The sequence below is a fragment of the Marinobacter sp. CA1 genome (assembly GCF_020546665.1).
Lineage (GTDB): Bacteria > Pseudomonadota > Gammaproteobacteria > Pseudomonadales > Oleiphilaceae > Marinobacter > Marinobacter xestospongiae.
The window spans coordinates 479,726-493,962 of the sequence record NZ_CP071785.1 but is presented as its reverse complement, the minus strand read 5'-3'; the positions used below and the strand labels follow the sequence as shown (position 1 = coordinate 493,962).

General features: G+C 64.1%; 14 protein-coding genes. 5 read left to right on the top strand and 9 right to left on the bottom strand.

Translation table 11 applies throughout. The features are described 5' to 3' along the window. The first annotated feature begins 21 nt into the window (after nucleotides 1-21). The 3 genes from trpD to J2887_RS02295 all read left to right on the top strand — a co-directional run bounded on the left by trpD (nucleotide 22) and on the right by J2887_RS02295 (nucleotide 3,644). Entirely contained in the window at nucleotides 22-1,065 is a 1,044-nt protein-coding gene (trpD, locus tag J2887_RS02305; RefSeq protein ID WP_227173842.1) for an anthranilate phosphoribosyltransferase, read from the top strand. Then, a complete protein-coding gene (gene trpC, locus J2887_RS02300) occupies nucleotides 1,062-1,874 on the top strand; it encodes an indole-3-glycerol phosphate synthase TrpC (protein ID WP_227173841.1) in 813 nt (270 codons plus the stop codon). Before trpD ends, trpC begins: the two co-directional genes overlap by 4 nt. A gap of 390 nt (nucleotides 1,875-2,264) precedes the next feature. Then, nucleotides 2,265-3,644, top strand: coding sequence for an MATE family efflux transporter (locus tag J2887_RS02295; protein WP_227173840.1), 1,380 nt, complete (start codon nucleotides 2,265-2,267; stop codon nucleotides 3,642-3,644). An 11-nt stretch (nucleotides 3,645-3,655) separates the two neighbouring features. Here the strand turns inward: J2887_RS02295 and J2887_RS02290 are convergent, their stop codons facing one another. From J2887_RS02290 to J2887_RS02265, 6 genes are all read right to left on the bottom strand, one after another. Continuing rightward, a complete protein-coding gene (locus J2887_RS02290; RefSeq protein WP_227173839.1) occupies nucleotides 3,656-3,940 on the bottom strand; it encodes a DUF2218 domain-containing protein in 285 nt (94 codons plus the stop codon). Between the two features lie 106 nt (nucleotides 3,941-4,046). Next, nucleotides 4,047-4,712 carry a glutathione S-transferase family protein gene (locus tag J2887_RS02285; protein WP_227173838.1) on the bottom strand — a complete coding sequence of 222 codons (666 nt, stop codon included), beginning with the start codon at nucleotides 4,710-4,712 and terminating at the stop codon, nucleotides 4,047-4,049. 10 nt (nucleotides 4,713-4,722) lie between these two features. Further along, nucleotides 4,723-5,337 carry a glutathione S-transferase family protein gene (locus tag J2887_RS02280; RefSeq protein WP_227173837.1) on the bottom strand — a complete coding sequence of 205 codons (615 nt, stop codon included), beginning with the start codon at nucleotides 5,335-5,337 and terminating at the stop codon, nucleotides 4,723-4,725. Between the two features lie 139 nt (nucleotides 5,338-5,476). Then, complete coding sequence (locus J2887_RS02275) at nucleotides 5,477-6,211, bottom strand: alpha/beta fold hydrolase (protein WP_227173836.1); 735 nt, start codon at nucleotides 6,209-6,211, stop codon at nucleotides 5,477-5,479. A gap of 1 nt (nucleotide 6,212) precedes the next feature. Beyond that, complete coding sequence (locus J2887_RS02270; protein ID WP_227173835.1) at nucleotides 6,213-7,313, bottom strand: M14 family zinc carboxypeptidase; 1,101 nt, start codon at nucleotides 7,311-7,313, stop codon at nucleotides 6,213-6,215. 110 nt (nucleotides 7,314-7,423) lie between these two features. Then, nucleotides 7,424-8,401, bottom strand: a complete 978-nt coding sequence (locus J2887_RS02265) for an META domain-containing protein (protein ID WP_227173834.1) — start codon at nucleotides 8,399-8,401, stop codon at nucleotides 7,424-7,426. Between the two features lie 376 nt (nucleotides 8,402-8,777). Here J2887_RS02265 and J2887_RS02260 point away from each other — a divergent pair, with 376 nt between their 5' ends. Continuing rightward, nucleotides 8,778-9,512 (top strand): glutathione S-transferase family protein, encoded by a 735-nt coding sequence (locus J2887_RS02260; protein WP_227173833.1) that lies wholly within the window; start codon nucleotides 8,778-8,780, stop codon nucleotides 9,510-9,512. On the opposite strand, the gene J2887_RS02255 is transcribed toward J2887_RS02260, so the two are convergent. Continuing rightward, the gene (locus J2887_RS02255) at nucleotides 9,509-10,015 is read right to left on the bottom strand and encodes a YbaY family lipoprotein (RefSeq protein WP_227173832.1); all 507 of its coding nucleotides are present in this window, start codon (nucleotides 10,013-10,015) and stop codon (nucleotides 9,509-9,511) included. The two genes, J2887_RS02260 and J2887_RS02255, sit on opposite strands and share 4 nt — an antisense overlap. 63 nt (nucleotides 10,016-10,078) lie before the next feature. Further along, nucleotides 10,079-11,041: a helix-turn-helix transcriptional regulator gene (locus J2887_RS02250; protein ID WP_227173831.1), complete on the bottom strand. Its 963-nt coding sequence runs from the start codon at nucleotides 11,039-11,041 to the stop codon at nucleotides 10,079-10,081. Between the two features lie 152 nt (nucleotides 11,042-11,193). Between J2887_RS02250 and J2887_RS02245 the strand changes: the two genes are divergently transcribed. Beyond that, nucleotides 11,194-12,129 carry a sterol desaturase family protein gene (locus J2887_RS02245; protein WP_227173830.1) on the top strand — a complete coding sequence of 312 codons (936 nt, stop codon included), beginning with the start codon at nucleotides 11,194-11,196 and terminating at the stop codon, nucleotides 12,127-12,129. Nucleotides 12,130-12,187: 58 nt separating this feature from the next. On the opposite strand, the gene J2887_RS02240 is transcribed toward J2887_RS02245, so the two are convergent. Then, nucleotides 12,188-14,221 carry a TonB-dependent siderophore receptor gene (locus J2887_RS02240; protein WP_227173829.1) on the bottom strand — a complete coding sequence of 678 codons (2,034 nt, stop codon included), beginning with the start codon at nucleotides 14,219-14,221 and terminating at the stop codon, nucleotides 12,188-12,190. Nucleotides 14,222-14,237: the final 16 nt, after the last annotated feature.

Sequence of the window (14,237 nt, the reverse complement as noted above, 5' to 3'; positions counted from 1 at the left end):
CCGACCACAAGAGAGCGACTCATGGATATCAAGCAAGCCCTCAACCGCATCGTCGCCAACCTGGATCTGAACCGGGAAGAGATGAAAGACGTGATGCGCATCGTGATGAAGGGAGAAGCTACCGATGCCCAGATCGGTGCCCTGCTGATGGGACTGCGGATCAAGAGCGAGACCATCGAAGAGATCACCGGTGCCACAGAGGTAATGCGGGAGCTGGCCACTGGGGTCACCATCAACGCTGATCCTCTGGTCGACATCGTCGGTACCGGCGGCGACGGCGCCAACCTGTTCAACGTCTCCAGCGCCGCCTCTTTCGTGGTGGCCGCCGCCGGCGGTTACGTGGCCAAGCATGGCAACCGGGCGGTGTCGTCCAAGAGTGGCAGCGCCGATCTGCTGGAAAAAGCCGGCATCAACCTCAACATGGCTCCGGAACAGGTGGCCCGCTGCGTCGAAGAGATCGGCGTCGGCTTCATGTTCGCGCCAGCCCATCACGGTGCCATGAAGCACGCCATCGGTCCCCGTCGGGAACTGGGTATGCGCACCATCTTCAACATCCTGGGCCCGATGACCAACCCGGCCGGGGTCAAACGCCAGCTGATCGGGGTATTCACTCAGGAACTGTGCCGGCCAATGGCGGAAGTGCTCAAGACACTGGGCAGCGAGCACATTCTGGTGGTGCACTCCAAAGACGGACTGGATGAGATCAGCCTGGCCAGCCAGACTTACGTGGCGGAACTCAAGGACGGCGAGATTCGGGAGTTCACCATCACCCCGGAAGAACTCGGCATCGCCAGCCAGTCGCTGGTGGGCCTGGATGTCGCCACCTCGGACGAGTCACTGAAGCTGATCCGCGCCGCCTTCGGCCGCGGCCATGATGACATGGCCGAGAAGGCCCGCGACATGATCGCCCTCAACGCCGGCGCCGCCATCTACGTGGCCGGCCTAGCCCGTACCATGAAGGAAGGCGTCGACCTGGCCCTGGATGCCATCGGCAGCGGCCTGGCGGCCGGCAAACTGTCCGAGCTGGCCGACTTCTCACACTGCTTTGACGGCAACAGCCAATGACCAATCGACACAACGACCGGACCCCCACCATTCTGCGCAAGATCGTGGAGCGCAAATGGCAGGAAATCGACGAACGCCAACCCCGCGCGCCGCTGGCTGACCTGCAGGCCCGCGCAGGTGACCAACCGCCCGCACGGGGATTTGTGGCCGCGATGCGATCGCGGATCGAGGCCCGTCAGCCGGCGGTGATCGCCGAAATCAAGAAAGCATCACCCAGCAAGGGCATCCTGCGGGACCCGTTTGATCCCCCCGCCATTGCCGAGAGCTACGCCGGCGCCGGCGCCGCCTGCCTGTCGGTGCTCACCGACCGGGACTTCTTCCAGGGCCATGAGGATTATATGGTGGCTGCCCGCAACGCCTGCGACCTGCCGGTGATCCGCAAGGACTTCATGGTGGCGCCCTACCAGGTGTACGAAAGCCGCGCTCTTGGCGCGGACTGCATCCTGCTGATCGCCGCCTGCCTGACCCGGGACCAGATGCAGGAACTCGAGGGCATTGCCCACGAGATTGGCCTGGACGTGCTGGTGGAAGTGCACGATGGCGAAGAGCTGGATGATGCCCTCACCCTGACCACGCCGCTGGTGGGCATCAACAACCGCAACCTGCACACCTTTGAGGTGTCGCTGGACACCACCTTCGATCTCCACAGCCGGATTCCCGCTGAGCGGCTGACGGTGACCGAGAGTGGCATCCTCACCCGGGATGACGTCACCGCGATGACTGATCAGGGCATCCACGGCTTCCTGGTCGGGGAATCGTTCATGCGCGCGGCAGACCCCGGCACCAAACTGCGGGAGCTGTTTTTCTAGGACCTTTTCGCCCCCCACCTCGGGTTGGCCGCCGCTGCCGGCCCGGGGCTGCGGCATTCGCCTATTCCCCAAACCCGCTCGGCTGCCAGCATAAGCGCCACCAACACCATCCCTAGTGTCCGGTCTGGTTAATTCGTTGACTTACTGAGCCACTGACAACCCGAAGAGCTAGGCGTGCTGGTGACGGTTTGGTGGTTCCAAATCGAGACAGTACAACGACGCTATTCGGGTTGTCAGTGGCTCCCGAAGGGCTTGCCTCTGAGGGCTCTGAGCCTGTGTTGCCACTGTTTGATGCGGAACCACCACATCGGCACAGCGGCGCCTTGGTCAGAACCCTCAGAGACAAGCAGTAAATTAACGAATTAACCAGACAGGACACTAGAGACTGCCGTGAACACTTCGCCAACCGATAACCCTGTGCTGTCCGGCCCGGTGTGGCCAACCTTCTTCCGCTATGCCCTGCCGTCGGTGGCGGGGTTACTGGCGTTGACCACCGCCAACATCGTGGACGGCCTGTTCATCGGCAACTTCGCCGGCGCCGAGGCACTGGCGGCTCTGAACCTGCTGATTCCCTATTTTACCCTGCTGTTCGGACTCGCCCTGATGCTCGCCATTGGCGGCACGGTGATGGCGGGCAAGTTCCTCGGGCAACAACAGCCGGACCAGGCTGCCACCCTGTTCAGCCAGTGCCTGCTGGCGACGGTGGCCCTGGGGCTGGTGGCGGCGGTGCTATCGCTCAGCCTGGAAGAGCCCCTGTTCCGGGCCCTCGGGGCCGACCCCGAGCTGTTTCCGCTGATGCAGAGCTACTTTCGCATCATCACCTGGGGGCTAGTGATTCAGATCAGTGGCGTGGTGCTGTACTACTTCGTGCGGGTGGATGGCTACCCGGGGCTCGCCACCCTGGCCCTGGCGGTGGGCGCCGGCACCAACATCGTGCTGGACATGGTGCTGGTCGCCGGCTTCGATCTGGGATTGTCGGGCGCGGCCATTGCCACCGCCGTGGCGGCGGTGCTGCAACTGCTGGTGCTGATGAACTACTTCCGTGGAGACCATCGCCTGCGCCTGTCGCTGCCGCGCCAGGGCTGGGGACGCCTGGGTCGGGCGGCCTACAATGGGGTTTCGGAGTGGATCAACGAAGCCTCGGTGGGGGTGGTGATGCTGTTGATCAACTGGCTGCTGATGCGGCAGCACGGGGTCGACGGCGTAGCGGCGTTCACCGTGGTGAACTACCTGATCTTTCTCAGTCTGATGGTGTTTTATGGCATTGCCGATGCAATGAACGTGCTGGTGAGCCATAACCTCGGGGCGGGCCAGGCCGACCGTATCCGCCGCTTCATGATCAGTGGCGCCACCACCATCGGCGGCCTCAGCGTGCTACTGTTGCTGGCCCTGTGGCTGTTTGCCGACGGCCTGATCACACTGTTCCTGGCCCCCAGCGACGTCCACGCCGGCAATCTGGCAACCGACTTCCTGGCGGTACTGTGGCCGCTGTTCGTGGTCAACGGCTTTAACGTACTGGTGTCGGTCTATCTGACCGCCATGCACCAGCCGTTACCCTCCGCCGCCATTGCCCTGTCCCGCAGTCTGGTCCTGCCAGCGGCACTGCTGCTGGTACTGGGGTGGTGGCTGCCGCAATGGCCGCTGTTGCTGGCCCTGCCGCTGGCGGAGTGGCTGACCTTCGTACTGGCGCTGGCGTGCCTGGCGCGCTTTCGCCCCAGCCGGGTGATTGCCGCCGACCGCCCACTCACCACGGCCGCCGGCTCGGCCTGACCACCACCGTTTCAGGCAGCGGTCCAGACCACGGTCAGGGTTTCATTGCGGGCGAAGCCCTCCAGGTGTACCGCCACGATCTGTCCCACCTGCTCCAGCGCGGCTTCGTCGCCGGCCTGACAGTGGATCGACAGTCCCTCGTCGCGGGCTTCCAGGCGACACTGGCCCATGGCAAACGCCACATCGCCCTGGTGGTCGTCCCAAGTGACGTCCACCTTGTGACTGAAGTGGCGGCACAGCCGCTTGAGGTAACGGCTGGCATCGGCGGTTGCCACCAGGGCGTGCTTTGCTGGCATCGGGGTCTCCTTGTCCGGTTAAAACCCGGAATGATTACCGTTTGTCAGCTCATCTGCAAGTCAGCACGGCTGTCCCAGGGGATGCCCTCCAGGACTCACAACCACGTCAGCGCGTCACCATGGTTTGCGCCGCAGCCACCAGTTTGTCGGATGCCTGCAGGCGCTCGGGCTTGCGCACCCCCGCCTGGCAGCCGGGGCGGGCCGACAGTTCGTCGAGCCAGCGTTGCAGATGACCGAGCCCCTCCACCGACACGCCGGACCAGCTGTAGGTACGCACCCAGGCCCAGTTGGCAAAGTCGGCAATGGTGAGTTCGTCGCCCGCCAGGTAGGGGGCTTCTCCCAGGCGCCGGTCCAGTACTTCAAACAACCGCCGGCACTCGTGCTGGTAGCGGTCGATGGCGGGCTGGATGGTCTCCGGGAAGTAGCGGTAGAACACATTGGCCTGCCCCATCATCGGACCAACGCCGCCCATCTGGAACATCAGCCACTGCAGGGCCCGGGAGCGGACCCGGGGATCGGAGGGGTAGAACTGGCCGGTCTTTTCCCCCAGGTAGACCAGAATGGCGCCGGATTCGAACACCACGAAATCGTCGGCGTCCCGGTCCACCAGCACCGGAATACGACCATTGGGGTTCAGCGCCAGGAAGCTTTCCTGCTTCTGCTCGCCCTTGGCCAGGTCCACCGGGATCAGGTTGTAGTCCAGCCCCATTTCCTCCAGTGCCACCGTCACCTTGTAGCCATTGGGGGTGGGTGATGTGTACAGATCCAGCATGGCCCTCTCCTTAAACCCGGGCCGAATCGCGGCTGTTGATACGGTCGTACCAGGCCTGCAGGTGGGTCTGCTCGGGCTGGATACGCAGGCGGTTGACCTTGTTGAAGTCGACGGTGGTGAAGGCGTTGATGTCGGCGGCACTGAAGTGCTCGCCACAGATGTAGTCACGACCTTCCAGATGTTTGTTGAGGAAGTGGAAGAACTTCTCCACCGCGGTACGGCACTCCTCGCCCCATTCCTTGATCGGGTTCATCCGGTCCTTGAAATAGCCGCTGGTGTGCTGGAAGCACATGCCGGTGGGCAGGAAGAAACCAAACTCGATCCACCGCAGCCACTGTTCAATGTGGGCCTTCTCCAGCGGATCGCGGCCCATCAGCGGCGGTTCCGGATGCAGTTCCTCAAAATAGCGACAGATGGCCATGGTTTCGGCGATGCAGGTGCCGTCATCCAGTTCCAGTACCGGAACCTTCTTCATCGGGTTCTTGGCGGCGAATTCCGGGGTCAGGTTGTCACCGCCCTGAAGATCCAGCTCTTCAAACGCCACCTGATCCAACAGGCCTTTCTCGGCCAGGAACATGCGTACGCGACGGGGATTGGGGGCGACCTTGGACTCGTAGATTTTCATTGTTTTGACCTCAGCTCCGATAAGGGGGATTGACCAACGGCGGGCACATGCCACCTTCGGCCTTACCGAGACTGACGCCAAAAAAGAGTTGCGTCAAGCAACCGCTTTCCCAATGCGATCCAGCAATCCGGGTGACCCGTTACTCGAGGCAGAACGCCCGCAGCTGGCGGATCACCCAGTCGGCATCGTCCAGCGGCAGGTCATGGCCGGCGTCCGGGTGGACCTTGAGCGTCCACTGCCACCGCCGTTCCAGGGCGCGACTGCAGCGCCAGTCCACCAACCGGTCGCGCTGACTCGCCAGCAGCAGGGCATCCGGCAACGGCCGCTGAGATGCAGGCCGGAAGCGGGCAGCAGCAGCAATCTGGCGCAGGGCGTTGGTGGCAGTGACCGGGCGCTGGCGCTGGATGCTGTACCACTGTTTGGCGGTCTGCACCGCCACTGGACGGTTGGAGGACAGCGCAAGGATATCGCTCTCACGGCGGAACAGTTCCCGCCGCGCCAGCAGCCTCAACAACTGTGGCCAGGCGGTGGGTTTCATGCGTTGCCAGGGCGGGCTGAAACCGGAGCTGGTGTTGATCAGCACCAGTTGCTGGATCTCCCCTTCCTGCGCCTGCTGGGCCCAGTCCAGCGCCACCATACCGCCCAGGGACAGGGCGATCAGGCCATAGGGGCGGGGAATGTGCTGAACCTGGCGCTGCACGCAGGCGCGGATGTCCGCAATGGTGGTGGGACTGGCCTCCTTGAAGTGAACGCCCGTACCCGGCAGGTCCACGGTGTGGAACTGGTGCCCAGGGAAGGCCATCGCCAACTGCTGGCGGAACGCCCCCCAATGGGCCTGTTCGCGGGCCAGTCCCCGCAACAGAATCCATCTCATGTCATCGGTTATCCCGGTACCAGTGCATAATGGCCGCTTCCCTCAGCATGGACGCTTCCTCCGACACCGGCAACCAGTGGTCGTGGCTGGCAGCCGCGCTGGCCAGGAAATCCAGCAGCGGCAGATGACTGCGCAGCACCCGCTGATGGCGATGGGGCACCAGCGGGTTGAACAGGCCATCGAGCCGCAGCAACTGTCGTGGGCGTTTGCGAATCCAGCGCCAGGAGCCCATTTCCAGGGTCAGCGGGATAAAGGCGCCTTCGCTGTGACGGTTGACCTGCTTGTAGAAGTAATCCCACAGATCGCCATGGGTCAGGTAGTGGCGGGACTGGGGTTCAAAACGGTAGTCGTGATTGGGGTAGGCCTGCTCCCAGATCACCTTCAGCGCCATCACCGAGGCGATACGGCGCATCGGACGACGGCGGTAGGCGTAGGGAAACCAGATCTGGTCCTGCCAGCCGAAGCCGGAGTGGCAGTCCAGCGCCAGGCTGAACGGACGTCCCGGCAGCAGGCTGTTGATCACCCCCTCTAGGGCCCGGTTCTCCGGCTCCATGCCCTGCTCCGGATCGCCGATGTACCAGGGCAGACGGGGCGACAGTCGCTGGCCACCCAGCAGGAAGGCACTGCGATCCTGAGCGGTGATGGGGGCGTTGCGCATCAGGTCGACGCCGTTGGGATTGCTGCGCTGGTTCAGGTACATGCCGCCGGGGTTGAGGATTGGCAGTACGGTGATGTGAACCTTTTCCAGCAGCTCCCGCAGGTGCTGGTCCCACTTCAGCCGCGACAACAGGTTCCGCAGCCAGGCGATCACCACCTGCGAGCCGATGCGTTCGAGCCCGTGCACCCCGCCCACCAGCAGGAACGCCGGCACGTTGGGCGAGTCGCTGCCCAGGTCGGCGCGGTAGATGGGCACGGTGACGTCCTTCAGCGCCACCCGTTCCACCACCTGGGTACTGACCCAGCCCGGTGCTTCCGCCAGGGTACGCTCCAGCTTGACCATCTCTGGCAGGAAGGTCCGTAGCAGGCGACGTTGACGGCTGTCGCGGGTGGCCTGTTCGGCGGGAATGGCGGCGTGGGGGGTAAGGGCTCTGAGTTCGGTCATGGAGCCAACGCTATAGCCGAAGTGCTACCGTTTGGTGACAGTCACCACCGGCCGGTAGAAGCAGGACGGGAAACGGCATCGCGGCCACCGGCACGGCGGCCGCGACGGAGTTACTGGCTCAACGAGCGGGACGGATAGGCACGGATGGTGCCGCCTTCGGTGGTGGTGAGCACCAGGGCGCCATCGGCGTTGAAATCAGCGGAGCGGACCTGCTCCAGACTGCCCATGAAACGACGCTCCTGCGCCAGCACCTCAGGCTGGCAGGCCATCATGGTGGAGGCCAGGCGGCTGATACCGAGGCCTTCCCCGGTCACCTCATACCCCCCCATAAAACGGTTGCAGGAGGCCCGGCCGGCGATGCGGTCATCGGCCAGGAAATTGATGGTGGCGCGGGTGTCATCCACCATGCCCTCGCCATCAATCGACTCCACCACCCATTCCACGCCCTGCAGCAATTGCCGGGGATCGCCACCGCAACCGGCCAGCGTGCGGCCATCGCGGCTCAGCTCCACCTGGTAGGGATGGGGCATGCCGGTCATGGAATCGCGACACAGCTGGCGCTCCACCGCCAGGGTCACCGGACCGTTTGCCAGCTCAGCGGCCAGGGTCAGACCCAACGGCTGTCGTGACTGCAGCTGATAAGGCACTACCTGGCTGGTCTTGCCGGGCTCGTCGAAGGTGAGCTGATCCTGCGCCAGGCTGACCCGCCAGAACGGCTCATTGCCACCGGCGCTGAAGGTGTCAGGTACGGCGCCGAGGGCCACACACTCGGGCCAGGCACGGCCATCCACTTCCAGCAGGGCGAGGTTACCCTTGGTCCAGAAGCTGGTACCGGCGTTGTTGGGGCTCTGGTACTTGGCGCCGGACGCCGCCGGTACCTGCTCCAGCACCAGGGTGCGGTTGCCGGCCTGCAGCGTCGCCCGCTCACCGTCGAAACCGGCCAGCACCTGAAGCTGGCCACACTCATAGCCGGCCAGCGGTTCCACACTGCTGCCACCGGCGGCCATTCCACCGCCAATCGAGGCGCAACCCGACAATGCGGCCAGCCCGGTCAGGGCCGCCGCCGCAAGAGGACGCATTGGGTTCATGTTTTATCTCCTAAGTGTGCCGCTTGGCGAATTCGCTGATCTACTGCGTGACGCTGGGGCCTCTGGCCTAGGCGCCAATCCGCAGGTGTGGTGGTGCCACATCAAGGATTGGAAACACCGGCCAGAGGCCCCAGCGTCGCGCCCTTCGGGAGCCACTGAGAGCCTTGATAGCCGCGTTACGCTGTCTCGATTTGGAACCACCAAACCTTCACCACCGTGCCTTGCTCTCAAGGCTCTCAGTGGCTCAGTAGATTAGCGAATTCGCCAAACGGCACACCAACTCACATTCCTGAAGATTCTAGAACGATCCGGTTATAAATTCGCTGCGAAAACATTACGCTTAGGCCATCCTGCCACTGCCACCGAGGAATGCTCCATGGCCGTTCGACTGTATCAGTTTGCCATTTCCCATTTCTGTGAGAAGTCCCGCTGGGCGCTTGAGTACAAGGGCATCCAGTACCAGCCGGTGTACCTGCTTCCGGGCAGCCACATCAAGACCATCAAGGCGCTGGCGGGGACCTCATCGGTGCCGGTGCTAGAGCATGACCAGGAGGTGGTGCAGGGCTCGGAGCAGATCACCGATTACCTCGACCGCACCTTCCCCGACAACCCGCTGACGCCGGAAAACGAGGATGAACGGGCCCAGGCCCTGGCCTGGGAGCGGCGTCTGGACGAGGAGGCCGGGCCGGCGGTGCGCTGCTACTGCTATCACCATCTGCTGCAGCGGCCCAAGGTGGTCACCCCGCTGCTGACCGCGCAGACACCGTTCTACAACCGCTACCTGGTGCGTCTGGCGTTCAGCCGGATTGACGAGGTCATGCGTAACTGGATGAAGATCAACGAAAAGACCGCAGCCCAGTCGATGGAGACCATGACCGCAGTGCTACAGGATCTGGCCGAGGCCTATCAGTCGGGCCCCTACCTGGTGGGGGATCGCTTCAGCCGCGCCGATCTGACCGCCGCCGCACTGTTCGCACCACTGTTCCAGCCCGCCGGTTATCCGGTGCCCTGGCCCAAGCCGGAGCGCTTACCCCAGGCCATGCAGCAGTGGCTGGAGAGCCAGCAGTCAGCGCTGGCCCCGCTGATCGCACAGTATGAGCGGCACCGCTAACGAGCGGTCCGTACCAGCACCAGAGTGCCAAGATCGGCGCCGGCGGCGGTTGGGTCGACGCTGTTCATGGTGTCGGTGATCCACAGCAGTCGCCCCGCCGGGTCGGTGATGCGGGCCTGCACCGCGTAACGATGGCGGGCCTTGAGGTCACTGCGGGGCACCACCAGCTCGAAGTCGAACGGTACCTGCCGCCCCTCGCTGGTGAAGCTGAAGTCCGCCAACCGTGTGGACGGCGCATCCGCCAGCGACACATCCTCCAGAGACACCGTCACCACACTGTCCGCCGGCAGCGCCATGCGTTCACGGTAGCTGATCGCCCCGGTCACCCGGTAGCTGTCGGAGGCCGCCTGGGGCTCTGGCGTTGTCCCGGAGGTTGTCTCGGTGGTCGCCATCGGCGTGCAGGCCACGGCCAGCAGCGCCAGCATCAGGACCGGCAGGCGGCGCAGGGAAGGCCCGAACTTGCGGGACCCACCGGTGCGTGAATAAAGCGAATGCGAAGTCATCTCAGTCTCCTTGGAAGACGCATGGGAAAGGCTTTGGAGGGTGGACGGCCGGGCTCTGTCGAGTCATGGCAACGCCACATGTTGACGACGGTACTGCCCCGGCAGGGTCCCGGTCCAGCGCCGGAATGCCCGGGTGAACGCACTCTGCTCAGAAAATCCCAGCAGCAACGCCACTTCCGCCAGGCTCAGCACCGGGTCCGCCAGGTACTGACGGGCCAGCTGCTCGCGGCTACGGTCCAGCCACTGCTGCCAGCTCAGGCCATGCCCCCGCAAACGCCGCTGCAGGGTTCGGGGTGACATGTGCAGTACCCGGGCAGCCCGCGCCAGGGTGGGATCACCTTCGGCCAGCAGCCGCAGCAACACCTGCTGCAACTGCCGCTCCAGCGCAGTGGACGCCGGCAGCGCCCGCAACAGGGCCTGGGCCTGGCGATCCAGCAACTGCCGCAGCGCCGGGTCCCGCCCCGGCATGGCCATGGTCAGGTACGACAGCGGGAAACGCACCCGTACGTGACTGTCCTGCCATTGCACCGGACAGCCAAAAAACGCCTGGTAGGCCTGATCGGTGGCCTGCGCCACCGAGCCCCGGAAACTGACCCGGCTCAGCGGTGGCGGCTGATCGATCTGGCGACGCAGGAAGGTCACCAGCGCGGCAATGCCGACACCGTCGCCCTGGCGACCCAGGGGTTGCTCGGGCCGGGGCCAGCGGATCTCCACCTCGCCGTCCAGCATCGCCACGTCCGCCAGGCGCTCGCCGTAGAACAGGGTTTCGTACCGCTGGTAGGCCCGCAGGGCGTCACCCAGGGTCTCCGAGGCCAGCACCAGATACCCCAGCACCCCAACATGGGCCGGTTCCACACCGGCACCAATCTCTAACTCGGCCGCCGGTTCCTGCGGCACCAGCGCCAGCGCCTGGGCCAGCAGGTCACGCCACACCGGAATCGGCACTGTCTCCGCCATCGCCCAACGCGCCAGTTCCGCCGCCAGGGCGGCGCTGTGCAACCCGCGACGGGCCAGCCAGTCGGTCAACAGTCCTGTCCAGGCTCCGGTTACCCTCATTGCCACCTCGCTTGCCGTTATTGGCGTAAATTATCAATTTGGTGGCGTCAATCGTCAATCCAGAAACCCGATAGCGGGTCAGACTGAAACTCCAATATCAACAACAAGACCGGAGTCGAACCGTGACATCGCTGACCGACCTGTTCCAGGGCGTGCTGGCCGACAGCGGCCTGCTGCCGCTGTGGCAGACCCTCGCACCCTGGCTGGCACTGGATGAACGCCAGCTGATCTTCGTCGTCGCCACACCGGTGTTCCTGCTGCTGACGCTGTGGGAGTATCGCCGCATCCGCCACGATCCGCAGTTGATGAACCTGCCCGAGGCCATCCGCAACTTCGCCCTGGGGGCAGGCTACCAGCTCACCGAGCTGCTGTTTGCCGGCATCATCGCGTTTCCGGTCTTCGCGCTGTGTTACCACTACCGCTTATGGGACCTGCCACTGACCTGGCCGGTGGCGCTGCTGACGTTCATCGCCGTGGATTTCTGCTTTTACTGGATGCATCGTTGCAGCCACCGCATGCGCTGGTTCTGGGCCGCCCATGTGGTGCACCACTCCTCCGAGCGGATGAACTTTTCCACCGCTATGCGCCAGAACGCCACCAACATTTTCAACGGCAACTGGGCCTTCTACCTGCCGCTGGCACTGCTGGGGTTCAACCCGGTATGGATCGGTGTGGTCTATGCGCTGTCGCTGGTGTACCAGTTCTTTATCCACACCACCCTGGTACGGCAGTTGCCGGCGGCCATCGAGTGGCTGTTCAACACCCCCAGCCACCACCGCGTTCACCATGGCCGCAATCCCGGCTACATCGACCGCAACTACGGCGGCGTACTGATTCTCTGGGACCGGCTGTTCGGCACCTTCACCGTCGAGGACCCGCAGCGGCCACCGGAGTACGGCATCACCACCCCCGTGCCGAACCAGCGCCTGCTGACCCTGTGGACCCACGAGTACGTCGACCTGTTCCGCGCCATGGCCCGCCCCGGCCGCTGGCGCCAACGCCTGCAACACCTGTGGCGGCCGCCGGAGTGGCAGCGGGAGAGCGATCGTCAGGGATAAAAAAGCCCCGCCGATTGGCGGGGCTCAGGGACGCTAACGGAAGACGTTTAACAACCGCTCAGAACTGGTACGCCGCGGAGACCTTGACGTTGCGGCCCGGCTCGAAGTCGTCGAGGGTGAAGCCGCGGGCAATACCGGAGCGGGAGGCGTGGGAGGTGTACTGCTCGTCGAGCAGGTTATCCACCCCCAGGGTCAGCACCAGACCATCGACCTGGGCCGGGGTCCACTGGGCGTAAACCGAGTGAACGTTGTAGCCTTCCTTGACCGGCGCGCCATCCAGCACGTTGTCTTCTTCCAGCACCCACTGGGACTGCCAGCCCATGTCCACGCCCAGGTCGTACAGGGTGTAGTCCAGGTTCAGGGTGATGGTGTCGCCCTGGTCGGCACTGCGGCCGTTGACATCCAGTGCCGGAGTGTCGTTGGTGCGGTTGTTGGCCTCGGAGTAGGCGTAGCTCAGCTTGGCACTGAAGGCGTCGTAGCCGTACAGGGCGCTGAGTTCCACCCCTTCGATACGCTCGTCACCGTCGTTGATGATGTCGTAACGGGCGGCATCACCGTTGTACACCGAGCGGATAGAATCGTCGATGTCGGTCTGGAACAGGGTGAGGTTGGAGGCAAAGCTGTGCAGGCCGCTGTTGAACTGATAGCGGGCACCAACCTGGGAGTTGAGACCGGACTCTTCCTTGATGTCGTCCGCCAGGAACGCCACTTCCTGGTAACGGATGAAGGTTTCGAACAGCTGCGGCGCCTTGAACAGCTCACGGGCGCTGGCAAACAGGGTCAGGTTGTCGTTGACGGCAAAATCGGTGGCCAGGGCCCAGCTGACGTCGCTGAAGCTCTTGTCGCCGGTCACCGCGTCGCGGTCGAAGTGGTCGTAGCGCACACCCGGCGTCACCGAGAAGGCGTCGGTCAGTTGCAGCCGGTCTTCCAGGTACAGCGCGGTGGTGGTGCCGTCTTCTTCAATCCAGGGGTCGCTGCCGTAGCGGGCACGGCTCTCCTGGCGGTTGTAGTCCAGGCCGTAGGTGATCTGGTGGGCCACCGGGCCGGTGCCAACCCGGGACACCGCCAGCACGTTGGTACCGGTGTTGGTGTTCTCGGCGGTGTTGTCAGACAGCCGGTTGCTGGGCCAGCGGATATCGATCTGGGATTCGTCCCGGTTCAGTTCGATCTGGTTGCGGTAAACCCCAACTTCCAGATTCAGCGCCGCCCCCAGGTCGTAGGCGTAGTTCAGCGCCAGGGTGTCGCGGTTGTACTCGGTGGGCAGTACCAGGTCGCCGGACAGGCCGTCGTTGGCGGAGCCGCCCATGTCCGGACGCGGGCTGTAGTCACCTTCATCCTGGTAACGGTCGTAGCTCAGTTGCAGGCGATGGCCCACGGCGGGCTCCCAGCCCAGCTTCATCAGCATATTGCCGATTTCGCCGTCAGAACCGATGGTCTCGTTGCCGTCACCATCGTCGAAATTGTCACGATCGATCAGGTAGCCATACAGCAGCGCGTCCACGGTGTCGGTGAGCTGGCCGTATACGGTGGCCGAACCCTGGGTGTAGGCGTTGGTGCCATGGCCGGCGTACAGACGGGCGCCGTACTGTTCACCCGGGCGCAGCATGTCCTGGGCGTTCTTGGTCTCGAAGTGCACGGAGCCACCCAGGCCACTGTTGGTGACCGAGTTGTTGCCCACCTGCACGTCCACCGCCTGGATGATGTCCGGGTTCAGGGTCAGGTTGCCGATGTGGTGGAACATGCTGGCGTACTGGGAGGCGCCGTCCAGGCGGATGTCCAGGTCGGTTTCGTTGAGACCACGGATGTTGATGCGCTGGGTCACCGAGTGGGTGCCGCCGACGTCCACGCCGGGAATGTCCCGCAGCAGGTCGGACATGTGATCGGCCTGTTTCAGGGCAATGTGCTGATCCCCCAGGTACTCGGAGGAACTGGTGACCTTGGCACCCCAGACCTGCAACGGCTGGAGCTCGGTGGCTTCGCCCCCTATCTGGGCCACGACCGGGCTGGACGCGAGGACGGCGGCGATGGACAGACTGAGGGGGGAACCACGGAAAGGAAGCGCGCGGAAAGAGCGCATGGGACTGAGTGCCATAGTAGAAAATCCTGCC